The following is a 24066-nucleotide window of genomic DNA, read 5'->3' on the forward strand; positions in this document are numbered from 1 at the left end:
GTTGAGTGTCTGGGCGCAGTGCGGCAGACACTCAGTGTAGACGATCCTTGTGGCAAAGTGTCAAGCCGCGAACTATGGCTATTGTGTAAGTTTAGTATTGCTGATGAACGCGATACGCTTGCCGTCTGGCGACCAGCTGGGGACATTGATGCTGCCCTGGCCGCCGTATAGGTACGCAATAATGGTAGGCTCTCCGCCGCTGGCGGGCATTTGCCGCAAGTAAACATGGCGGTAAAAAGGGTGGTCTCCCGAGTCAATATCATCCATATAAGATAAAAATACGATGTTCTTGCCATCGGGCGACACATGGGGAAACCAGTCGTTATAGCGGTCAAACGTCAGTTGCTCTTGTGCGCTGCCATCTGGGGCCATGCGCCACAGCTGCATGGTGCCGGTACGGTTAGAGTTAAAGTAAATCTTGCTGCCGTCTGGACTGTACTCCGAGCCATCATCAAGGGTTTTGGTGTTGGTCAGCTGGGTTTCTTTGCCGGTGGCAATGTCGACTGAGTAAATATCGTATTGACCCTGGCGGTCGGCAGTAAAAATTAGCGATTTATCGTCGGGTGAAAAACCGTGCAAATACGAGTGGCCGACGCCGGGCTTGGTGACCTGGGTGGGTTTATCGCTGCCGGTTAGCGGTAGGGTATACAGCGTGGAGCGACCGTCTTCCTCTTTGGCGTGGTGGCTTATGCCAATCTGTTGGCCGTCCCACGACAAGACATGATCATTGTTATTGTTAGTGGCAAAGCCGGTGTTTAGCTCGCTAACAGCGCCCAATTTAACATCGTAGTTGTGCAGTAAACCCTCGGAGTTAAAAATCAGGGTGGCGCCATCGTGGGTCCAGTTGGGTGCCTGAATCGAGTTGGCGGCGCGATAGACAATGCGGCGCTCGAAGCTTTCCATGTCCATGATTTCAAGGTTACTGCCAATGTAGTCTTGATAGGGCGTAAAGTCTTTATCGGCGGGTTTAATGATTCGCACATTGTTAAATGTCGCGCGTTCAGTGGCATCTGCATTGTGAGCGCAGACCGCTAAGCCGACGTACAAAGTATCGGCTAATGTCAGGTGAGACACTTGGGTGACCTGAAAGGGCTGGCCAAATTTAGCGGCCGAAAAAATATAGGTGTCGCCGCGCCGCTCTAGCTGAATAACATCGGGGGCGGCTACCTTCAGGCGATACTCATCGGTGTCGTCGCCCGCGCTGGGGCGAAACTGCAGCGAGCTCAAGCCATCGCCGTGGACTGCGGCAAATACGTGGGCGGAATCGGGGGTTAGGCTCTCGCGCACATCCCAGCCCGCTTTGCGGTGTGGGTCGGTGCCGTCGCCCTCAAATTGCACTTGGGCGCGCACAATAAAATCACCGGATAGCTCGTTAAAAGCAAGGTTCAGCTCGTCGCTTTTGCCCCACATATTTTTACCTGAGGCGCTGACGGTATAGCTCTGTTCGGCGGCGTTAAATTCAACTTGGCCTTTGTGTGCGACGGGACCGATATCGCTGTGAGAGGCAAACTGGCCAATATCATGGGCGTGGGCCGATAAGCTGATTCCGGCCGCTAATACCGCGCCGAGGGAAATGGGCTGCCAGTGTTTTAAGTGATTTATCATGTGGGGCTCCTTGTTATTGTGTTTTTAGCTTGTAGCTCTGAGCTGTGGTTGATCATGCAGAAGCATGGCGCAGCGCGCAGGCCTGTGACAGTTTAGATTTGTAAAATTCGGTAGGGGACCCCGGCGCTTTATGCGCCGGGGCTGGGGGGTTGCGCTGGACAGTTGTAATAAGTGATTTGCGCGGGGGCGTGTTACTCGGCGTTGTCTGCGGCGGCTTTGCGTGCAGCCATGGCGGCATCGTGAGCGGCAAACGCCTCTTCGCGGTTGGCAAACTCAAAAATATTGCGAATGGTGCAGTTGTCGCCGCCAGTGCGCACGTGGTCCATGCCGCCGCCACACACCTCATAAAAACGGCTGCTAAACATGGCGCGTGCTGAGGTTTCTAAATTGTTGCAGCCAGGCATGACCGTGGCGAGGTAATAGTTGTTGCGGGCGTCAATGGAGATAACGTCCTGGTCCAGTACGCCGTAGCCACGGATGTCGCTGGTATCGATACAAGCGCGGCCATTTTGCCCAGTGGTATCGAGCAGTGAGGAGGATATATTGGGCATAGTGCTGCTGCAGCCGGTTAATGCGGCGGCGATTGCGAGGCCTGTGAATGCAGTTCGAGAGATCATGCTGGCTCCTAAAATGTCAATAACAAAGCGAGTGGTCGAGCGTTTTTATTGAGATTATTAGTGTAGACGAGATTCACTCTATTTAGTGCCGCAAATTTTAGGCAAAAAAATCCCCGGTGGATCGCTCCGACCGGGGAAAGCTTCCTGAGGTTGCTCCAGGGTTTGGTTTAGCGGTGGTAGCTCTCGGGGGGGCCGAGATAGCTTGGTTTTAAACCGCCCGTATCGATGATCAGTTTTTGCAGGGTGACGCCCGGATCGACGGCGTAAATTCGCAATGTGTGGCGGCCGGGTTGATCGATGTGATGCACACTGCTGGCGCGCCGCACGCCGTCGCTAACCGCCTGCTGCCACGCCGGTTTGGACAGATCGGCAAGTACATCGACTACTTGCGGCTCGGCATCATCAAAGCCGACGGCGTAGCGCAAGCCGCGGCCCGGCACAAAGTTCAAGCTGGGGGCAAACAAACCGGTCAGGGTGATCTCGCCGCGGCTAAAAAGGTAAACGTCGTACTCGATCCAAGGGGCTTGCTTGTCGCCGCTAAATTCGGTATCGGTAATGGGGAAGACGGAAATCGAGCCTTGGGTGCGCCCGAGGTTGTCGATGCTTTGCCAGTCGCCGCCGGCCGCCGATTGCTTGGCGCTGTAGTGGGGTGCTTCAATACTGACAACGCCATTCGACTCGACAAAACCGGTAGCCTCAGCGCGTGCCTCCGGTGTTGGCACAAACGCCTTAATATTAATAGTGGCGCCGCCCCAACCAGTGCCTTTAATCAGTACCGATGCGTCTTGGTGCCCGGTAGGGGCTTTGTCCCAATTAATGCTAACGAACACACGCTCGCTCACCTCAATGCGACCTTCGCGGCGGCTTAAGGAAATCCAATCGGCGCTGGGGGTGGCGGTAAACTCGAAGGCCTCCGTGCCGCGGTTGTAAATATCCAGGTAATAACTGGTGGGCCCATAGGGGCTAAACTCGGGCAGTGCCAGCGTGCCGTTTTGCGGCCAAGCCCCGCTCATGCCCTGCACGGCGACGCCCATGTCTGCGGCGCCATGGGCTTGGTAATCGTAAGTTACCGGCATGGTGTTGGCGGGCGGGTTGTTCCAGTGGGTGTAGCCAATATGGGGTTGCGCCATAAAGTGGTTCCACTTGCCGCCGTTGAGTTTGTGATAGCGCTTGGTTAGTTCGGCGTCAGCGTTAAACAGTTCTTGCGCGCGCTCGGCGTACAAGTTGGCGTTAGCGCGGCCTTGGCTGGCGTACAAACGGTTTTTGGCGGTAACGTTGTAGAGCTCATTAACAAGGTAAGTCGCCGTGACCGGATGCAGTACTAATTGAAAAAACGCATCGCGCTGGGCGCGAGGAATATCGTCATAAATAGCCTCGGCTTTTTCGACGAGCTCGGTTAGCTCGGCACTGACTCGATCGGCCTCGTTGTAGTTAAGCTGGCTGTAGGTGTCGGGCGACATTAGCTCGGGTTTGCGGCGACCATTGTGGTGGCTGTAGCCCGTTACTAATTGTGCAATATCGGCCGCGTGTTCGGCGCCAAACTCGCGCTCCGCCCATAGCTGGCCAAACTCGGTAAGTCGCTCTTTAGGCCAATCTGATGGGTCCCACGCTAAGCGCAAAAAATACTCCATGGGGAATTCTTGCGGCTTTAAATCGCCCACATTAACAATCCAAATACGATCGGCTTGAAATGCATCCGCTAGATTCATTTGCTCCCAGATCTTGGCGATGGGGGTAACGTTCATCCAGCGGTAAGAGCGCGGCCCACCGACATAATCAAAGTGATAATAAACCCCGGCGCCACCGCTGCGCTCGCGCTCGGCAGGGGTGGGCAGGCGCCGAATATTGCCCCAGTTGTCGTCGGCCCAGAGCAAGGTGACATCGTCTGGTACGCGCATGCCATTTTCGTAGTAACCCTGTACCTCTTTGTACAGCGCCCACAGCTGCGGCACGTCGGTGATATCGCGATCGGAAAACACGTCCCTTAGAATTTTGCGCTGATCGCTAACGATTGTTTCCAGCAGCTCAATGTTTTGATCTTCGCTCATGGGGGTGTCTTCTTGGCCGCGCATGCCCATGGTAAAAATACTATCGTAGGGTTTGTTGCGCTCGGCGCCATCGCGCCAAAACTTGGCCAAGTTGTCGGGGTTGGTGGCGTAATCCCAATCGCCTTGGCCGTAGCGGTTCCACTCTTTGTCGGCGCGCATCATTGGCTCGTGGTGTGAGGTGCCCATAACAATGCCGTGTTCGTGGGCGCGTACCATATTTAACGGGTCGTCGTCATTAAACGCGTTGTTCCACATGGCCGGCCACATATAGTTGGCCTTTAAGCGCATGAGTAATTCAAAAACGTGCTCGTAAAATTCGTGATTGTAGTTGCCAAACTTTTCGGTCACCCAGCCCGTTAGCGCCGGTGCTTCGTCGTTTAAAAAGATACCGCGATACTTAACCTTAGGGGCATCGGTTATGCGGGTGTCGGCTTTAATGGTGAGATCGCTCGATTTTTTAACGGGAACATCGGCCCACCAATACCAGGGCGAGACGCCAATGTGTTCGCTAATGTTGTACAGGCCATAGGCGACACCGCGACGGTCGCTGCCGGCGATGACTAGTGCTTGTTCGACCCCGGCCAGTGGGCTTTGTACGACTTGAATTAAGTAACCTTCCCAGCGGTTGGCAATCTCGCTGACGTCAATTTTTTTCTGCGCAATTAACCGATCAATCAATTCATTGCGACCAATCTCGCCGGCGATGACCGCTTGTTTACCTAGTTTAGTGAGGTCGCTGGTGACGCTTGGGCTCTTGCCTGTCACACGTTTTATATCGTCTTTTAAATCATCCAGCGCTAACACAATAGCGCTATCGGCTGTGTTAGCGCGGTATAGGGTGGCAGTTTTGCGGCCGTCCACCAAGCGTAAATCGGTGGGCTCGGGGGTGTCGGTTAAATAGCTTGGTTCGCCTAGTGCTAGGGCGCTTGAGGTCGTAAAAATTAGCGCCGTGAGGGCGACGAACTGAAGAATTTTTGTCGCTTTGTTTGATGGCATTGCAAATAGCTCTAATGTTTATGCTGGGCTCGCGTTAGCCGTGCCTGTTATCGTCCGGCTGGCGTATACCCGCGCGTTGCGACCTTGGCAAGCTGGCTTTGCCCCACAAGCGGTTTATCGAGAGGGCTTGTGCAGACCGTTGGCGCGGTTGTATTTAGCGTTTTGGTTTGGGCGTTGTTTCGAGACCAGCTTTATTTTTTTCAGTTTGTTGTCCGTCGTGCCAAGCTTGGGCGGTGCCTGACACGAAAATTGGGGTATTTTATGTGAACTCATCTTATGGTCACTAAAACCATAAGATAGACAGAAAAAGTGAAAAGCTCAAGGGGGAAAGAAAAATAAAATCATAACCGGTGCCAGGGCGAGGCGGGCAAGAGTGCGCCCCGCACGTTAGTTTGGCGGGTTATATCTCGAACGAAAAGCCTTTTTCGGTGAGCGCTTGGTAGGCCTGCTCATCAAAACGGTAGAGTTTGGCGGCTCGGTGAGCGACGCCTTGTTGTTTTTCGTCGCAGCTGGCAAGCAGGTTCATCTTCATTATTTTGCGACGAAAATTGGGCTTGTCGAGCTTGGTGCCTAAAATACCTTCGTACAGCTCTTGCAGTTGCAATAAGGTAAATTTCTCGGGCAGCAGGTTAAAACCAATGGGGCGACAGCGCACCTGCTGTTGCAAAAACTTAATGCCGTACTGCAGTATTTCTGCATGATCGTAGATCAGCTCGGGTAGCTCGTGGACGCTAAACCAACTTGCGTCTGCAGCATTGTCACCAGCGACTAAACTATAGTCTTCAGCGCTTACTAAGGCGTAGTAGGCGATGGTAACCACGCGTTCGCTGGGAAACCGGTCGACTCGACCAAAGGTTTTGAGCTGCTCTAGATACAGATTTTGCACCCCGGTAAGTTCGCTGAGGTGACGTGTGGCGGCGTCGCGCAGGTTCTCATCGTAGCGAATCCAGCCGCCGGGCAGCCCCCAGCGGCCTTTGCTGATACCGTCGCGGTGCTTAATAAGCATGATATCCAGCGTGCCGTGGTCGAGTCCAAAGATGAGGTTGTCGATCGACAGCGCCTTGATAACGTTATCAGGCGTAAGTGCGGGCTCGACGTGATTGGTGTAAGGATGGTCGGTATCTGGCACTGTTTTATCCGGCTGGGGTGGTTGAGTAAATGTAAGTCAATAAATAAAATGATATTTTTCTATATGATATCATTTTTATATTCAAATATAACGTGCTTTTTAGCTGGCTGCAGATCAGCAGCCAGCTAATCTGGACGAAATTGGGGTAAAATTCAAGCAAAAACCTTGTGGTCAAAAGGACAATAAGGCATACTGCCCCAAATTTACGTGTTCTGACCGCTTCAGTAGGGTAGGTCAGCAATCAAGCATTAAGACAATAAGTGGAATGCCATGTTATTTCTCGGTCTCGATATCGGTAGTTCGTCTACCAAATTAGCAGTTATTGATGGTGCGTCAGGCCGCACTCTGGCGGCAGTCTCTTATCCAGACACAGAGTTGGACATCAGTAGCCCTCAAGCTGGCTTTGCCGAGCAAGATCCAGACACCTGGTGGGAGTGCGTTAAGCAAGGGCTGGCAAAAATTGCCGCCACTACCAGTGTCGATCTGAAGCAAATTGACGCGGTGGGCATTTCTTATCAGATGCACGGCTTGGTGTTGGTGGATGACCAACAGCAAGTGCTGCGTCCTTCTATTATTTGGTGTGACAGCCGGGCGGTGCCCTACGGTCAAGCAGCGCTAGAGGCGCTGGGCGACGATTATTGTTTTGATCACCTGCTCAACTCACCGGGTAACTTTACCGCCGCTAAATTGCGTTGGGTGCAAGAAAATGAACCAGAGTTGTTTGCCCGGGTGCACAAAGCAATGTTGCCGGGGGACTTTATCGCCATGCGGTTGTCGGGTGAGATAACCACAACACCGTCGGGTTTGTCAGAGGGTACTTTTTGGGATTACCTCGATCGTGCGCCGGCCAAGCGGCTGCTGGAGCACTGGGGTATACCAGAGGCGTTACTGCCTACCGTAATGCCCAATATCGGCGAGCAAAGTAGTGTTAGCGATGCTGTTGCGGCTGAACTCGGTTTAAAAAGCGGAGTCAAGATCAGCTATCGCGCGGGCGATCAGCCCAACAACGCTTTTAGTTTAAATGTATTGCAGGCCGGTGAAGTGGCCGCTACGGCAGGTACCTCAGGGGTGATTTACGGTGTTACCGATAATAACGCGGCCGACCGTCAATCGCGGGTGAATACCTTTGTTCACGTCACCGACACAGAGGCTGAGCGCCGCAACGGTGTTTTGGTGTGCGTTAATGGTACTGGGCGTTTGTATAGCTGGTTGCGACAAATGCTCGCCACCGGTGGTGAGGTAAGCTACCCGTTACTGAATGACTTGGCCGCGAAGGTCGCTGTGGGCAGCGAGGGCTTGGTGTTCCATCCGTTTGGCAATGGCGCAGAGCGTATTTATCAAAATCAAAACCTCGGTGCGCATATTCGCAATATCGACTTTAACCGTCACGGCTTGGGGCACATGGTTCGGGCGGCGCAAGAGGGCATCGTTTTTGCCCTTAACCAAGGTTTTGATGTGTTAAAAAGTTTGGGCGGTAGTTGTGAGGTGATTAAAGTCGCCAAAGGCAATATGTTCTTAAGCGATGTGTTTGCTCAGACTTTTGCCAATACCACGCAGGCGGCGATCGAGGTCTATGACACAGATGGCGCCGCCGGCGCGGCGCGCGGCGCGGCATTGGGCAGTGGCTATTATGCCAGCGCGAGCGAGGCCTTTGCCGGTTTGGATTGCATCGATGTTATTACCCCGAACAGCGCCCAGGCCGGTGAATACCAAGCGGCTTATCAAGCCTGGCAGGAACAGCTGCCTCGTTTGGATTAATCGGCTATGACAGGGACTAAAGCAATTCAATTGCGGGCCGGGCAATCCAGCTTAACGCTCTACCCAGCATTGGGTGGCATGATCAATGCACTGGAGTTTGCGACGCCCCAAGGAGTGCGCAATGTGATTGACGGTGTCGCACCCGGCGAGTTGCCGCATAACCCAGGTTATCGCAGTGCGGTGCTGTTTCCGTTCCCAAACCGGTTGCGAGATGGACGCTATCAATTTGCCGGCAAGCGCTATCAATTTGCCGTGAACGAGGCGGCCACGCAAACCGCTTTACATGGATTTTTACATCGCACAGAAGCGCGTGTTGTCGGCCAAGAGCAAACCGCTGAGGCACATAGTATTACCTTGAGCTACGCTTGCAAGGCCGAGCCGGGTTACCCCTTTGCCGTCGATGTTGAGCTGAGCTATACCTTGCGTGCGGAAGGTGCCCTAGACGTCGAGCTAACAGTTACCAACCGTGATGCTGAGCCCATTCCGCTGGGTACGGGCTGGCACCCTTACTACACGTTGGGCTGTGACTTGGCAGAGTGTCATTTGCAGACTCCTGACATACAGCGCTGCGCAATCGACGATCGCATGCTGCCCACCGGTGATTATGTCGCCGATCAACGTTTTAGTGCACCGACATTACTGGGTGATACGGCGCTGGATAATTGTTTTGCCTTAGACGGTAGTGTTGAAGGTGAGCAGTGTGTTCGGTTTTTTAATAAAAGTGCAGGTTTTGGGTTGGCTTTATGGCAGCGAACCGGCGTGCACGGCATGAATTTTCTGCAGTTATACACGCCACCTGAGCGGCAATCGTTAGCGGTTGAGCCCATGAGTTGCGGTATCGATGCATTGAATACTGGTGAAGGGCTGCAAGTGCTTGAGCCCGGCCAGCAATATCAGGGCGCATTTGGTGTGCGTCTAATTAAGAGTGTCTAGAGGTTTTCTAGAGCCATAAGACGATTTAATAGACTAAGTAGCACCCGCGGGAAAGCTGCTAATTTTAGCAAAGGTGATGTGATATGAGTGTACTCATTGGTGATAAAGAATACTTTAAAGGCGTTGGCAAAATTGCCTACGAAGGTCCTGAATCGGATAACCCTTTAGCGTTTAAATGGTACGACGAAAACCGCGTTGTGGCCGGTAAGACGTTAAAAGAGCATATGCGCTTTGCCACCTGCTACTGGCACACTTTTTGTGGCGCAGGTCACGACCCGTTTGGCCCCGGTCCGCTGCAATTTCCTTGGAACGAAGGCAAGGATGCAGAAACTCGCGCTCGTATGAAGCTTGATGCTGCGTTCGAATTTTTCACTAAGATTGGTACGCCTTTTTACTGCTTTCACGATGTCGATGTGATTGAAGAAGGTGGCAGCCGCGCTGAAACACAGCAGCGTTTGCAGCAGTGGACCGGCTGGGCCAAAGAGAAGCAAGACGCCTCTGGCATGAAACTGTTGTGGGGCACCTCCAACTTGTTTACGAATCCACGTTATATGAATGGCGCGTCTACTAACCCAGATTTTAACGTGGTTGCTTTTGCTGGTGCGCAGTTAAAAGATGCTATCGATGCGACCATCGCCCTGGGTGGTGAAAACTATGTGTTCTGGGGTGGCCGCGAAGGCTACATGAGCTTGCTCAACTCGGATATTGGTCGTGAGCAAGAGCACATGGCACGCTTCTTAACCATGGCTCGCGATTACGGTCGTGCCAATGGCTTTAAAGGTAACTTCCTGATCGAGCCAAAACCAATGGAGCCGTCTAAACACCAATACGATTTTGACAGTGAAACCGTTATCGGCTTTTTGCGTCATCACGGATTGGACAAAGACTTTAAACTGAATATCGAAACTAACCACGCGACGTTGGCGAGCCACACCATGGATCACGAGATGCAAGTGGCGGCGAACGCCGGCATGCTGGGCTCGATTGATGCCAACCGTGGCGATTACCAAAACCAGTGGGACACTGATCAGTTCCCTTACAACATTAATGAAACAGTCGAGATGATGCTGGTGTTGTTGCGCGCCGGCGGTTGGGCCGGTGGTGGTGTTAACTTCGATGCGAAACGTCGTCGTAACTCGACTGATTTGGTTGATACTTTCCACGGTCATATTGGCGGGATGGATGTATTTGCTCGCTCGTTAATTATTGCCGATGACTTGCTGAAAAACTCTAAGCTGGAAGCCATGCGCAAAGAGCGTTACGCCACTTTTGATGGCGGTGACGGTGCTAAATTTGAAGCGGGTGATCTGAGCCTGGAAGCGCTAGCCGCTATCGGTAACGCCAATGGCGAGCCCGCGCAAACCAGTGGCCAGCAAGAGCTGTACGAAAACATTATTAACCGTTTTGTTCGTTAATGATTGCTTAAAGGTCATTTAGGTGCCCTTTGTCTAAAATGGGTTTGGTGTTCTCGGTGCGAGAGCAGCGAGCCCATTTTTTTATACAGATATTAAGGCTCCCCGCTGTTTATGCCCATGATGAGCAGTGTTGTGCTAGTTTTATAATAATATGGAGAGACGCAATATGATGATTCGCCGTGCGCAAATTTTATCGATGATGACCCTAATTGGAGCGAGTTTAATCGGCGCAGCGTCGGCTTCTGCTGCCGATGATCTCGCGTATAAAGATTCGAGCTTGTCCGTTGACGCTCGGGTCAAAGATTTATTGGGACGCATGACCCTTGAGGAAAAGGTTGCTCAGTTGCAGGCGGTTTGGGCCGCCCGTCAAGATTTAGAGATGACCGATGGAGCATTTACTGACGCCAAAGCCAGCGCTATTTTGGGGCTTGGGGTTGGGCAAATTGCTCGTCCGGCGGAAAATAAAGAGCAAATCACTACCAATAAGACGCCTGAGCAAACCGTTGCGTTTGTGAATGATGCTCAGCGCTGGTTGCTTGAAAATACCCGCTTAGGTATCCCCGCCATTTTTCATGAAGAGGCGTTACACGGTCACGCCGCGCGCGATGCCACCAGCTTTCCCCAGGCGATAGGTTTAGCTAGTACCTGGAACCCTGCATTAATTGAACAGATGTACACCGTGACCGCCGCCGAAGTGCGTCGCCGTGGCGGGCAGCAAGCGTTAACCCCTATTTTGGATGTGGCGCGCGATCCGCGCTGGGGCCGCATTGAAGAAACCATGGGCGAAGACCCTTACTTGATTGCCGAAATGGGTGTTGCGGCTGTGCGTGGCTTTCAGGGCGAGGGCGATGTGATTGGCAAAGATCGGGTGATCGCCACACTAAAGCACTTGGCCGGTCACGGTGAGCCCTCCGGCGGTATGAATATCGCACCGACCCCCGTGGGTGAGCGTACCTTGCGCGAAATATTTTTGTTTCCGTTTGAGGCAGCGGTAAAACTTGCCGGTGCACGTAGTGTTATGGCCTCTTACAATGAGATTGACGGTGTGCCGTCGCATGCCAATGGTAAATTGCTGAACGATATTCTTCGTGGTGAGTGGGGCTTTGATGGTGTGTTGGTTAGTGACTATTACGCCATTACCGAGCTGATGACGAGGCATCAGATTGTCGCCACCAAGGCAGAGGCCGCCGTGGCCGCATTGCAAGCGGGCGTGGATATGGAGCTGCCCGACGGTGATACTTACCCCGCGCTGGTGGATTTAGTCGAGCAGGGCAAAGTGGATGAGTCGTTAATCGATACTGCTGTTGCTCGCGTGTTGCATGAAAAATTTATGCTCGGCTTGTTTGAAACGCCTTACGTTGATACTAACGGTGTTGCTGAGTTTATTGGCAATGACGAGCATAAAGCATTGGCGCAAACCGTTGCTGAGCAGGCCATTGTCTTGCTAAAAAATGATGGTGAACTATTGCCGATTGATGCAGCGCAATTGCAATCGGTTGCGGTGATCGGCCCACACGCCGATGAGGGAATGTTGGGGGGCTATAGCGATGTCCCGCGTCATACGGTGAGTATTCTCGAAGGTGTTGAGCGCTATCTCGAGGGCAAGGCTGAGGTGACGTTCGCCCGTGGTACTCGTCTTACTATTGACGCAGGTAAGGCCGGTGTTGATTCGGCCGCTGCCAATACTCGCTCCAAAGAGCGCTGGAATAGCGACGACATCGTATTAGCAACGGCCAAGGATAAGCGCGGCTTGATGGATGAGGCCGTTAAACTTGCCGCAGGCAGTGATTTGGCGTTGGTCGTGGTCGGGGGCAATGAGCAGACCTCTCGCGAAGGATGGGCGGAAAGCCATTTAGGGGATCGCACCGATTTACAGTTGTTGGGGGATCAGCGCGAGTTAGTAGAGAAAGTATTGGCTACCGGCACTCCTACGGTCGTTCTTTTGCAAAACGGGCGGCCCCTGGCGATACCGGTATTGGCCGAAAAAGCTCCCGCGATTATGGAGCTGTGGTATTTAGGGCAAGAGGCCGGCCACGCTGTGGCGCGAACCGTATTTGGCGATGTGAATCCGAGCGGAAAACTGCCGGTCACGATTGCTCGCTCGGTAGGACAGCTTCCGGTGTACTACAACCATAAAAAAACCGCCAAACGAGGCTATGCCTTTAGCGACTCGTCGCCCCTGTACCCCTTTGGGCACGGCTTAAGCTATACCGACTTTGAATACGGCGATATTGCGGTTAAAGGCAGTCCCGTTAAAGCCGGTGGCAGTGTTACCCTCAGCGTTAAAGTGAGCAACACCGGTAAACGTGCCGGTACAGAGGTTGTTCAGCTGTATCTGCACGATAAAATCGCCACACTTACGCGCCCGGTGCAAGAGCTGAAAGGCTTTGCACGCGTAGAGCTTAAGCCGGGCGAGAGTCGTACGGTGAGCTTCCAAGTTGCGGCCAATCAGCTGGGTTTTTATGACCAAGAGCTGCAGTACATTTTAGAGCCCGGCGTTTTTGAGGTGATGATAGGTAGCTCGTCAGCCGATATCCGCGCCCGCAGTGAGTTTGCGGTTGCAGGACAAACAACGGTGATTGGCGAGCAAAAAGCTTACCTCACAAATGTTGTGGTAAATTAATGCGGTAACCCACCCTATGCTCTCGCGTGGGTGGGTGCCTTCTTGCCCTGTGTTGTCCTAGTTCTGTAAAGCGTGAACCCCTTCAGCTGTTTAAGCTCGCAAATGTTAACGTTAACTATCTCTTCTGGGTGTTTTTTGTATAAAGCTACGGTTTTTTGTTCGGTTTTTGTCTTTCCTGCGTGTTAGCGATAACATGTCCTGCCTATCTTGGTGTTTTTTTGAGTTGGGGGTAGCTGTGTGTCTTGGGCCTGTTGTGCCGTTCCTGTGTGTGGTTTGCCTCGCGGTCGCCATGAGCGGTCGCGCTACTGTTTTTGTTGTTGTCGTTCGAGCGCTGGGTGTTATCAAAAATTGTGTTTTTCAGCCCTAACCCTTTGCTGGTGTGGAGTTTACAAAGTAATTAATTGTTAATGGTCATCTTGACTATTAATAGATCCTGTCGTATAAATAGACTTAGCTCAAACCTAAAATTTGCAATAAAGCCGAAAATAATGCGTTAAATATGATTTTTTTGGGGTTTGACTATTAAGATTTAAACGAGCATTATTTAACGGTAATGGCCACGCTTAAGGTGTGACAGCGCTAACATGCCGTGCCCAGGCGCTAGCTGTCGTGCTGATATCAGCCTTGCTGGTCATGCCACATATAAAGCTCATGTATTAATAACTATAAAAGAGATCATGCTATGACTATTCGTACCCGTACCCCCGGTATGAAACCCGGGATTGTAACCCTCGCATCCTCCCTGCTCGTGCTAACCAGTGTTGTTGCTTCAGCCCAGGATAACGCTGCCGGAAACACGGAAATGCTAGAAGAGATCGTGGTGCAGGGCGCTCGTCAAAACCTACAAAATGCACAAGATATTAAGCGCGATGCAGATACCTTTGTCGATGCGATATCGGCAGAGGACATCGGCTCATTGCCCGATCGCAGTGTGCTTGAGGCCATGCAGCGTTTGCCCGGTGTATCCATTGAGCGCTTTGCCGGTCCCGATGACCCAGATCACTTCAGTGTGGAAGGCTCTGGTGCCATTATTCGCGGTATGACCGCGACTCGAAGTGAATTTAATGGTCGCGACTCTTTCACTGCAAACTCTGGTCGGGGCTTAAGTTTTCAGGATGTATCGCCAGAGTTGATGGGCGGCGTGGATATCTACAAAAACCAAACGGCCGATATGATTGAAGGCGGTATTGGTGGCACGGTGAGCCTGCGCACTCGCAAACCGTTTGATTCTGACGGTCGAGTGATGTCACTGGGTGGTGATATCTCCTACGGTGATATGGCGGAGAAATCCAGTCCAACCGTATCGGGCCTGTACAGTGATCGCTGGGATACAGACGCCGGTGAATTTGGCTTCCTGGTGAACTTTGCTTACTCAAAGCTTTATGGCGAGTCTCACGGCATTCAGAGTGATGCTTACGTGCTATATGATGCCTCGGTTTTGCCGGGTGCAGAAGAGTTTGTGGGTGACGGTACGGGTACCGTCTTTATGCCCAATGGCTCAAATATCCTGATGAAAGAAGATGACCGCGAGCGGCAAGGCTATGCGGCTGCTTTTCAGTGGGCAAGCCCCGATGACACGATGGAAGCGACTGTCCAATTTATGCGCTCTGATGCGTCTTTGGCTTGGACCGAGACGGCCATGAAGTATCAAGGGGGATATTACGATCCAGATGCTGAAACCGATAAGCGTTTTACTCGTCCCGTGGCCGGTACCGAATTTAGCTTCGATGACGAAGGCTTGTTTGAATCTGGTTTTATGGGGGACTCAGAAGGGTGGCGCGCTGCTGACGACAATGCTGATCGTATTCCCCGTGCTTGGAATGACGGTGTCGGTGCAGATCAGGGGATTGCGTTATTTGGCCACAAATACCAATCTGAGCGTCGTTTTAAAGAAACCAATACCGTGGTTGACGACTTTGCGGTGAACTTTAAGTGGACGCCTACCGACCGCTTTGAGTTAGAAACTGACTTGCAGTATGTGCAAGCCGAGACGGTAGATAATGATCTGGTTGTGCATTTAGGTATTCACGCGCTGCAAGATTACGACACGACTGGCTCTACCCCGCACTTAACATTGGTTGATCCTTGGAACGGTGTGCGTGATGCCGATCGGGAAAACGGCGGTGGTATTTATGATACTGGCTATCCGGGCTTCTCTAATGATGAGGCTGGCGATAGCAATTACTTCCAAGACCCAAACTCTTACTGGTGGCGTTCGGCGATGGATCACTACGAGCGCTCTGAGGGCGACTCTGTTGCGGGTCGCATTGATGGTACATATCACTTTGATGGTGACGCTGGTATGTTGCGCTCGGTTAAGGCTGGCGTCCGCTATGCTGAGCGCCAACAAACTGTGCGCAATACCGATTGGAACTGGGGTAGCGTAGGCCCTGAGTTTTCTGGTGGTAACCCAGCCTTGTTCTTGCCCAACGTTGATGAGCAATCTGAGGATTATGAGGTTGTCGATTGGAGTGACTTCCACGGTGGTGGTGTCGTTGACATTCCGGGCGGTGGGTTGATTCATCCAACGGAAGATTTTGTTAAAGACTTGCTCTATTTGCGTCGAGACATTGTTAAAAATGGCGCTGGTGATTGGGTTCCCTATCCTGATCGGACAGATGTCCAGTTAGATAATGAGTATGGGCTTTTTAGTCCAGGTCAGATATTCGACACGACCGAGACCAATCATGCGGCGTACGTACGGTTAGACTTCGGTTCGGATGAGCATGCGATTCGCTTTAGCGGTAACGTCGGCTTACGGTATGTGAAGTTTGAGCGTGAAGCCATAGGTTCTGTGACATTCCCTGATTTGGTGCCAGAAGATGCGGCTCCGTCGGATATAGGTTTGCCTTTAACTAGCGACTCGGTAGAAGCTTATTTGCAAGGGCAGGTTGATAACGGCGAGTATGCCACTATCAAAGAAGCCGCCGATGCTGAAGAAAATAATTGGGCGGGCGACCGCTTTAATTACTTATCAGATGAGGAGCGAAGCTTTGGTAACAACGCTGAAAGCCTTCTCAGGGCAGTATCAGACTACGATACCTTTTTGCCTAGCTTTAACTTAAAGGTTGAGTTGACTGATGATTTAATCATGCGCTTTGCCGCCGCTCAGGCCATAGCATTACCAGATATGGGGGAAGTGAAAAACCAGGCAGACTTGGGCACATTGTCTGTTGAGGTGGACCAGCCTCAGGTTGACCCGGACAACCCGCCACCTGATACTGAGTACTCAGGCATTGAAGGTGCCTATGTCAGTGGTTGGACCGGCGATGGGGGTAACCCGTACCTAGATCCAATGGAGTCAACTCAATATGATTTGTCGCTGGAGTGGTACTTCTCTCCTGTTGGCTCGTTGACAGCTACGTTGTTCCATAAAGATTTAGATAACTTCTTTATTTATGGGGCGTTCCCGCAGACTTACACCAATCCGACCACGGGTGTGACTGAAACCGCCGATGTGACCGGAACCCGTAATGGCGGTGAAGGTACAATGGACGGTGTTGAGTTGGCATATCAGCAGTTCTTTGACATGCTGCCAGAGCCGTTTGATGGGTTTGGTGTTCAAGCTAACTACACCTACATTGATGCCAGTGGGGTGCCAAATAACGAAGTTCCGGCCGACGATGCTGATTATATTGGTGGCGATGGCGATACCGGGGCGCGGGTTAGTTTGGACAGCGTGCCGCTACAAGGTCAGTCAGAGCACACTGCTAACTTGGTGCTAATGTATGAAAAGTACGACTGGAGTGCTCGCGTTGCTTATAACTGGCGCTCTAAGTACTTGTTAACCACACGGGATGTGATTAGTACTTACCCGCTTTGGAATGATGATGCAGGCTATATGGATGCATCTGTGTTCTATAATGTGACAGATAATGTCCAGGTGGGGATGCAGTTTACTAATATTCTGGATACGCAAACCGAAACTCTCATGATTTTAGATGATGAAGGGACGGAGGCTGGTCGGACTTGGTTTAAGCAAGACCGTAGGGCTGCGTTTGTGGTACGAGCAAACTTTTAAGCCACAGCTAAAGCTGTGAAAAATGCGCACTTTCGAGTGCGCATTTTTTTTGGCCGTATGATAAGTTGAGGCTAGGCGTGATTAATGCCCCGAATGGTAAATAGTACTGAGATATTAAAATATAAGAGGCCTCATGCAGTACAAGAATAAACGAGATGTTCTTATAGTGGGGGGCGGGACGGCTGGTTGGATGACGGCCGCCGCGCTGTCACGGTTTCTTGATCCAGAGCATTTCCGTATTAGGCTGGTCGAATCTGACGCGATTGGCACGGTCGGTGTGGGCGAGGCTACGATTCCTCACATTCGACAATTTAACGACATGCTCGGAATTGATGAGAACGAGTTTATGCGGGCGACTAATGCCACTTATAAGCTTGGTATCCAGTTTCACGGTTGGGGCGATAAAGACTCGTCATATGTTCACCCGTTTGGTTTATGTGGACACGATATAAATGGCGTAGACTTTCATCACTATTGGCTCAGGCTTCATGCGGAGGGAAAAGCTCGATCGTTTGGTGACTACTCCTTTGCTGTGCAGGCCGCCCTTGCGGGTAAATTTGATTACCCTGTGTCTTCGTCCGACGGGCCTCGTGGTGAATACGGTTATGCCTTTCATCTTGATGCAACGCTATACGCAAAATTTTTACGAGATTATGCACTTGCCCGCGACGTTCAGCGAATCGAAGGTAAGGTTGTCGATACCGAACTCAATACTAGCTCAGGCGCTATCGCGGCAATAAAGCTGGACAGCGGCGAGCGATTGATGGCTGAGATTTTTGTCGACTGTTCCGGGTTTCGGTCGTTGTTACTTGGACAAACATTAAACGTCAGCTATGAGTCCTGGCGTCATTGGCTGCCGTGCGATCGCGCCGTTGCGGTGGCCTGTGAAAAAGTATCCGCTCCCCATCCTTACACCCAAGCGTTTGCCCACGAGTGCGGTTGGCGTTGGCGTATCCCGCTGACAACTCGTACCGGCAATGGCTTAGTCTATCAATCACAGGGCATGTCCGATGATGAGGCTGCCAGTCGCCTACTGGCTGAGTTGGATGGGCCCGCGCTAGGTGACCCGCGTGTTATCAGGTTTGAGACAGGTAAGCGCGATCAGTGCTGGGCGCACAACTGTATCGCGATTGGGTTGTCGTCTGGTTTTCTAGAGCCGTTAGAGTCTACCAGTATCTATTTAATCCAAGTGGCGATTCAGAAACTACTGGAGTTTTTCCCCGGTCATGAGGGTGTCGGTGTCGAGAGAGAGGTTTATAACAGTCAAATGAATCTCGAATATGATCGGGTGCGCGACTTTTTAATCCTTCACTATTGGCTTAACCGCCGCGATGATAGTGCCTTTTGGCGGACGTGTTCGGCCATGGAGTTGCCAGAATCTTTGACCGAAAAAGTGAACCTTTTTCGAACATGCGGGCATGTAGAGCAGTACCGCCAAGGATTATTTATGCCCGCCAGTTGGCTGGCCGTGTATCTCGGCCAGGGTTTGATCCCCGAACGTTACGATTCGCGAGTCAATGTGCCTGCATTGGCTGATGTTGAACGCTATCTAGAGCGTGTCCATAAAGGCTGTGTTGCCGAGTTACGACACTTGCCATCCCATGCCGAGGCGCTCACTAAAATAAAAATGGGTGCGGCGGCTTACCCTCCTTCGTCGTTAAGCTTGTATGGGACGAAACTGTAATGTCAGAACAACCTCTTAAGCATATTGCGATAGTGGGCCAAGGTGTCGAGTTATGGTTTTCGACGGCATTTTTAACGGCTGCGCTTAAGCCCTTTAATGTGGCGGTAACGTGCATTGAACTTGGTGGCTGCGCTAACGTTGATACTGCGCCTCTGGAGGCACTTAGCCCGCAAGTTTTACGCTTGCTCAAGTTGATGCAAATCGGTGAGCTGGATCTTATCAGACAATGCCGGGGAGGTTACTCGCTAGGGCTTGATTGTCGCAGTGTTCATAACCGCTTTTTTGTTCCTCACGGTGGGTTGGGGTTGGAGCCTAGCGACAGTGTTTTGGTAGGGGCAGCGTATTCGAATTATGCAAAGCGAGGTGTTCATAATCTCGACGCATTGAGTGTGGCGGCTACCGCTGCGCAGCAGGGCAAGTTTGCGGTGGCGGGCGCGGATCGGCCAGACTTACAAGCGTTGTTGCGGTATGGAGTTCACCTAGAGACAGATAGGCTCGTTAATTTTTTAAAGCATCAACTAACACGGCTGGGGGCAACACATGTATCCGCCGTTAATGAGCCCCCCGTTATCTCACTAAATCGTGGTCAAATAGCGTCGCTTTTGTGTTCGTCTGGCAAGAAGATTTGCGCTGATTTTTGGGTCGACCTGAGTGCCAATGGCGTGTTACAAGAAGCGAGCAAAAATGTCGCAATGCACTCGTTGTTGTCAGGCTGCTCAGCGGTTCAGGTTGCGCAGTCTTGGCGAGAGGCACCACCAAATTCAGCCGCTCGCCAGCTAAGCACGGCTAAAAATGTTCTGCACGATACCCTTAACAGTGCTCGGATAGAGCAAAGCAGTTTGTACAGCGATAGTGAGAAAGCGTTAGCTGATCTCTGCGCTAGTAAACCTCTTGCGCGCTTTGATTGGCAGTTTTCTAAGAAATCTTATTGCGCTTTAGCATCAATATGGGATGAAAACTGTTTGCGCTTGGGCGAGCGAGCGCTACAAATACCAGGTCCGGCGTTTTCACGTTTAAGCTTAATAATGGCGGCGTTGGTACAGTTTGTTGATCAGCTGCCTGATGCTGGAGTGAAGCCGGCTCTTATTCAGTCGTATAATCGGAATATGTCTGCCTATATAAATGAAGCATTTAGCTTTAACGCCACTATGTTTACATTGGTGAACAAAAGCTACAGAGCTGCCGGTGATGTACCGTCTCAAAGTGAGGTTTTTTCACGTACTGGACGGTTGTTGCCCGCTGCGACAGATGCGGTAGAGCCTCAGCAGTGGAAAAGTTTATTGTATGGCTTAATGGGCGCACCAGCGCTAACGGATATAACCTTAGACCGTATTGCCTCTGGTGATGTGAATAAGGCGTTAAATAAGCTTGAGAAAAAAATTCACGGTATTGCTTCTAGTATGCCGAGCTATGCCGACTTTTTGGTGAGATTATTGGGTCGTTAAGAGTAACGGCCGTGATTTTCAGATTTTGTTCCAGAGGTAACGTTAATGTCCAATGCACCCTTAGAGAAAATAATCATCGTTGGCGGCGGCACGGCTGGTTGGATGGCTGCGGCGTCAATGGCCAAGTTGCTTCGTCCCGGTACATGCGAAATTCTACTGGTAGAATCGGAGGATATAGGAACTGTAGGTGTGGGTGAAGCAACTATTCCGCAAATTTTACTGTTTAACAAGCTTCTTGACATTGATGAAGACGATTTTATTAAAAAAACACAAGGAACCTTTAAGTTAGGTATCGAGTTTGTCGATTGGGGTGCATTGAATAGTTCGTATTTTCATGCCTTTGGCAGTGTTGGTAAAGATATGAGTGGCGTACAGTTTTATCACTATTGGTTGAAAATGCGCGCTCAAGGCAAAGCCGCCGGGATAGACGATTATACCTTGTCGTCGCAAGCGTGCTTGCAGAAAAAATTTATGAGACCGATCGAAGCGGGGAATTCACCACTGTCGAACGTGGCCTATGCTTATCATTTTGATGCGGGTTTATATGCTGCTTATTTACGCGAGTACGCACAATCTCGTGGCGTTACCCGGATGGAGGGGAAAGTTGTCGATACTCATCTTCGACATAACGGGTTTATTCAGTCGGTTCAGTTAGAGAGTGGCGCGGTTTATGAAGCGGACTTTTTTATCGATTGCTCGGGATTTCGTGGCTTGTTAATCGAACAGGCGCTTAACACTGGTTACGATGACTGGTCTCACTGGCTGCCTTGCGATCGCGCTGTGGCAGTGGGCTGTGAAAGTGTTGCAGAGCCTTGGCCTTATACTCGCTCTACTGCGCAAAAAGCGGGTTGGCAGTGGCGTATACCACTTCAACATCGAACCGGTAACGGTTATGTCTACGCCAGTAAGTTTATCAGTGACGATGAGGCGCGTCAGACTTTGCTCGATAATCTGGATGGCGCCCCCGTTGGTGAGCCAAAATTACTCAAATTTGTGACCGGTAAGCGCAAGAAATTTTGGAATAAAAACTGTTTAGCTCTCGGTTTGGCCAGTGGCTTTATGGAGCCTTTAGAGTCTACCAGTATTCATTTGGTTCAGGCAGGGCTGGCCAAGTTTATGAGCTTTTTTCCCAATAAAAATTGCGATGAATCGGATGTGGATGAGTATAACCGTCAGACAACGTTTGATTATGAGCGAATTCGTGATTTTCTAATCCTGCACTATTGTGTTACGGACCGAGATGATTCGGAGTTTTGGAACTATTGCCGAAACATGACCATACCAGACTCGTTAACGCAAAAAATTGATCAGTTTAAGGCTAATGGGCGTGTGTTTCGCCATAATGGTGAAATGTTCAATGACCTGAGTTGGTTTGAAGTAATGTACGGTCAGGGGATTACACCGAAAGGTTACCATGCATTGGTGGATAATATGCCGGAAGAAGAGTTACATAAGCGTTTGGAAGGGATTAAATCAGTGATACGGCGCTCTGTTGATCATATGCCAACCCATCAGGAGTTTATCAACCAGCACTGTCGTGCTAAGCCGATGTGATCAGGCTCGCGCTTAAAGTTTGATATAACTGCACAGGCTTAATCGGCTTACTAATATAATCATCCATCCCGGCCGCCAAACAGCGGTCGCGGTCTTCGTGCATGGCTTGAGCGGTTAAGGCGATGATGGGGACATTATGAAAACGCTCATCGGCACGAATAAGAGTGGTGGCTTCGATGCCGTTCATTAGCGGCATCTCGATGTCCATTAGTATCGCGTCAAAGTGTTCGCCGCTGTGTAGTTTGTCCAGCGCCTCTTGGCCGTTATTGGCCGTTGTGGTTTGTACGCCTTTTTTGCGTAGCATGCCGATCGCGACTTGCTGATTTACGATATTGTCTTCGACCAATAAGATATGCCGCCCTTGCAGTTGCTCGAATGCTTCGGGTTCGGTTTTTTGATTAGGCTGTAAACATTCTGGTAGCGCTTTACAAATGGCGTCAAACAGACGTGACTCACTGACGGGTTTGCTCAAAAAGTCATCGATAAGTTGCGCGTCTTTCTGGTTTGCACTGTGTGGCTGGGAGAAAATCTCGTCGCGACTTAATGATGATACTAAAAATATTCGTGGTTTTTTATTTAAGTCACAGGCGGTTTTAATGTCGCGAGCAGCGGCTAGGCCGTTTTTAATAGGCATCTTATAATCGATTAAGACCAAATCATAAGGTCGGTTATCTTGTTCTGCACGATGAATTTTCTCGCACGCTACGTGGGCATCGCTGGCGGTGTCGACATGGTCGACGAGCTTGCCCGCTGACTGGCTGAGAATATCTAGCGCGAGTTGGTTGTCATCCACCACTAATAAACGCAATGCGCGGCAGTTGTATTCGCTGTCGTTAATGCGCCTTGCGCCGATATGACTTTTTTCAAAATCGGCGGTAAATGAAAATGTAGTGACTTTGTCGGGCAAGCTGGTTAGCTCTAGTGAACCATTCATTAATTTAACCAGCAGTTTACAAATTTGCAGACCGAAGCCACTTTTCTCGCCGATGGTGCGGTGCGGTGGTCGCTGTAAATCCCGGCGCAATCGATCGAGGGTGGAGGGTGATATGCCGCGGCCGTAATCGGTAATGGCAATCCGCAGGCGTATGGTGTCCCCATCACTGTGGACCAGCTCGGCTTTAATTAAAATCTCACGGCTATAGGAGTATTGCAGGGCATTGCTGACCAAGTGGCTGATAATGTGATTAAGGCGGGTGGCGTCACCACGCATAAAAAGAGGCACGTCGTCATCAATTGCGAAGTTGATATCAACCGGCTTGGTGTCGGTATCTTGATTAAGGCCGCGACTTTCAAACTGATGGGATAAACGCTCAAACACTCGCTCTAAATCGAAATGGCTGTGCTCTAAAGTAATGTTGCCGGTTTCGAGTTTGGCGTAATCGAATACTTGATTGACGGTTTGCAGCAGAGCATCGGCGGCGATGCCCATACTGTGGAGGTAGCCGCGTTGCACTTCGTCGAGCGGGGTGTCTTGCAATAGATGTCCAAGCCCGATGATGGCATTCATCGGCGTGCGGATCTCGTGGCTCATGCTGGCTAAAAACTGGCTTTTGGTTTTACTGGCCTGCTCGGCTTCGGCTTTGGCGCTCACCAGCTCAGCATTGGTGTTTACTTCGTTGCTGATGTCGCTGATTGTCCCGACGCAGCGGGTGGCGTAGCCGTTTTCGTCTGGCTCGACCAAGACACAGCGGCTGTCGACCCAGACGGTCTGGCCCAGCGCATTTAACATGCGGTGCTCTAGGCGCAAGCTGCTTCGGCGGTTGGCAATGGCAGAGCGCAGCTCGGTGAGCACGGCATCGCGGTCCTCTGGGTGCAGCAGTTGCTGTTCAACGGTGGCAAAGTCGGCAAAGTTTGGTGGTTTAGTATGGCCTAAGAGCAGCCAGTAGCCGTGGCTGAAATAGCAGGTGCCGCTGTTGATGTTCCAGTCCCACAAGCCATCGCGAGAGGCGGCTAAAGCGTAGCGAAAACGCCGGTCGCGCTCGGCCAGCTCGTTGGGCGATTGGGCGCAATCGGAGGCTACCGCAGGCGAGGTTTGCGTCATAGCGCGTTGCTCGCTAAGCGTTTGCTCGAGTTCGCGAATACGTGCTTTTAGCGCGTTAATATCGTCGCCTTCACTGGCCAAGCTTAGCTACCTCGTCAGGTGGGTCGAGTTGCCACGATTGAGCTCGCCGGGCGCGCAATCGTGACGTCGAGTTTATTTTTAATGCACAGGCAAAGCCGACTCTCCGCCGGTGCAGA

Annotated in this window: 13 protein-coding genes; 8 read left to right on the forward strand and 5 right to left on the reverse strand. The window is 51.3% G+C overall.

Annotated features, from left to right (window positions below):
* Positions 1 to 78: 78 nt before the first annotated feature.
* The 4 genes from ACGHAD_RS01340 to ACGHAD_RS01355 form a co-directional block, all read right to left on the reverse strand.
* Positions 79 to 1605 (reverse strand): hypothetical protein, encoded by a 1527-nt coding sequence (locus tag ACGHAD_RS01340; RefSeq protein ID WP_382416668.1) that lies wholly within the window; start codon positions 1603 to 1605, stop codon positions 79 to 81.
* A gap of 191 nt (positions 1606 to 1796) precedes the next feature.
* Positions 1797 to 2222, reverse strand: a complete 426-nt coding sequence (locus tag ACGHAD_RS01345; protein ID WP_382416670.1) for a DUF6491 family protein — start codon at positions 2220 to 2222, stop codon at positions 1797 to 1799.
* A 167-nt stretch (positions 2223 to 2389) separates the two neighbouring features.
* Positions 2390 to 5266: a glycosyl hydrolase 115 family protein gene (locus tag ACGHAD_RS01350; protein WP_382416672.1), complete on the reverse strand. Its 2877-nt coding sequence runs from the start codon at positions 5264 to 5266 to the stop codon at positions 2390 to 2392.
* A 400-nt stretch (positions 5267 to 5666) separates the two neighbouring features.
* Positions 5667 to 6395 (reverse strand): NrtR DNA-binding winged helix domain-containing protein, encoded by a 729-nt coding sequence (locus ACGHAD_RS01355; RefSeq protein WP_339617013.1) that lies wholly within the window; start codon positions 6393 to 6395, stop codon positions 5667 to 5669.
* A 270-nt stretch (positions 6396 to 6665) separates the two neighbouring features.
* Between ACGHAD_RS01355 and ACGHAD_RS01360 the strand changes: the two genes are divergently transcribed.
* The 8 genes from ACGHAD_RS01360 to ACGHAD_RS01395 all read left to right on the forward strand — a co-directional run bounded on the left by ACGHAD_RS01360 (position 6666) and on the right by ACGHAD_RS01395 (position 21828).
* Positions 6666 to 8153 carry a xylulokinase gene (locus tag ACGHAD_RS01360; protein ID WP_382416675.1) on the forward strand — a complete coding sequence of 496 codons (1488 nt, stop codon included), beginning with the start codon at positions 6666 to 6668 and terminating at the stop codon, positions 8151 to 8153.
* 6 nt (positions 8154 to 8159) lie between these two features.
* Positions 8160 to 9086: an aldose 1-epimerase gene (locus ACGHAD_RS01365; protein ID WP_382416677.1), complete on the forward strand. Its 927-nt coding sequence runs from the start codon at positions 8160 to 8162 to the stop codon at positions 9084 to 9086.
* 83 nt (positions 9087 to 9169) lie between these two features.
* Entirely contained in the window at positions 9170 to 10501 is a 1332-nt protein-coding gene (xylA, locus tag ACGHAD_RS01370; protein ID WP_382416679.1) for a xylose isomerase, read from the forward strand.
* A 166-nt stretch (positions 10502 to 10667) separates the two neighbouring features.
* Positions 10668 to 13124, forward strand: a complete 2457-nt coding sequence (locus ACGHAD_RS01375; RefSeq protein WP_382416681.1) for a glycoside hydrolase family 3 N-terminal domain-containing protein — start codon at positions 10668 to 10670, stop codon at positions 13122 to 13124.
* 682 nt (positions 13125 to 13806) lie between these two features.
* Complete coding sequence (locus tag ACGHAD_RS01380; RefSeq protein ID WP_382416683.1) at positions 13807 to 17145, forward strand: TonB-dependent receptor; 3339 nt, start codon at positions 13807 to 13809, stop codon at positions 17143 to 17145.
* A gap of 133 nt (positions 17146 to 17278) precedes the next feature.
* The gene (locus ACGHAD_RS01385; RefSeq protein ID WP_382416685.1) at positions 17279 to 18829 is read left to right on the forward strand and encodes a tryptophan halogenase family protein; all 1551 of its coding nucleotides are present in this window, start codon (positions 17279 to 17281) and stop codon (positions 18827 to 18829) included.
* Positions 18829 to 20274 (forward strand): tryptophan 7-halogenase, encoded by a 1446-nt coding sequence (locus ACGHAD_RS01390; protein ID WP_382416687.1) that lies wholly within the window; start codon positions 18829 to 18831, stop codon positions 20272 to 20274. The genes ACGHAD_RS01385 and ACGHAD_RS01390 overlap by 1 nt, the downstream gene beginning before the upstream one ends.
* Before the next feature lie 45 nt (positions 20275 to 20319).
* On the forward strand, positions 20320 to 21828 hold the full coding sequence (locus tag ACGHAD_RS01395; RefSeq protein WP_382416689.1) for a tryptophan halogenase family protein: 1509 nt from the start codon (positions 20320 to 20322) through the stop codon (positions 21826 to 21828).
* On the opposite strand, the gene ACGHAD_RS01400 is transcribed toward ACGHAD_RS01395, so the two are convergent.
* Positions 21815 to 23950, reverse strand: coding sequence for a response regulator (locus ACGHAD_RS01400; protein ID WP_382416691.1), 2136 nt, complete (start codon positions 23948 to 23950; stop codon positions 21815 to 21817). The two genes, ACGHAD_RS01395 and ACGHAD_RS01400, sit on opposite strands and share 14 nt — an antisense overlap.
* Between the last annotated feature and the right edge of the window lie 116 nt (positions 23951 to 24066).

Source organism: Gilvimarinus japonicus, assembly GCF_042847215.1.
GTDB classification, from domain to species: Bacteria; Pseudomonadota; Gammaproteobacteria; order Pseudomonadales; family Cellvibrionaceae; genus Gilvimarinus; species Gilvimarinus japonicus.

Excerpts from the sequence above, each read along its gene's own strand:
- ACGHAD_RS01375 (WP_382416681.1), top strand. The coding sequence starts at position 10,668 with ATGATGATTCGCCGTGCGCAAATTTTATCGATGATGACCCTAATTGGA.
- ACGHAD_RS01385 (WP_382416685.1), top strand. The coding sequence starts at position 17,279 with ATGCAGTACAAGAATAAACGAGATGTTCTTATAGTGGGGGGCGGGACG.
- ACGHAD_RS01390 (WP_382416687.1), top strand. The coding sequence starts at position 18,829 with ATGTCAGAACAACCTCTTAAGCATATTGCGATAGTGGGCCAAGGTGTC.
- xylA (WP_382416679.1), top strand. The coding sequence starts at position 9,170 with ATGAGTGTACTCATTGGTGATAAAGAATACTTTAAAGGCGTTGGCAAA.
- ACGHAD_RS01360 (WP_382416675.1), top strand. The coding sequence starts at position 6,666 with ATGTTATTTCTCGGTCTCGATATCGGTAGTTCGTCTACCAAATTAGCA.
- ACGHAD_RS01340 (WP_382416668.1), bottom strand. The coding sequence starts at position 1,605 with ATGATAAATCACTTAAAACACTGGCAGCCCATTTCCCTCGGCGCGGTA.
- ACGHAD_RS01365 (WP_382416677.1), top strand. The coding sequence starts at position 8,160 with ATGACAGGGACTAAAGCAATTCAATTGCGGGCCGGGCAATCCAGCTTA.
- ACGHAD_RS01395 (WP_382416689.1), top strand. The coding sequence starts at position 20,320 with ATGTCCAATGCACCCTTAGAGAAAATAATCATCGTTGGCGGCGGCACG.
- ACGHAD_RS01350 (WP_382416672.1), bottom strand. The coding sequence starts at position 5,266 with ATGCCATCAAACAAAGCGACAAAAATTCTTCAGTTCGTCGCCCTCACG.
- ACGHAD_RS01345 (WP_382416670.1), bottom strand. The coding sequence starts at position 2,222 with ATGATCTCTCGAACTGCATTCACAGGCCTCGCAATCGCCGCCGCATTA.
- ACGHAD_RS01380 (WP_382416683.1), top strand. The coding sequence starts at position 13,807 with ATGACTATTCGTACCCGTACCCCCGGTATGAAACCCGGGATTGTAACC.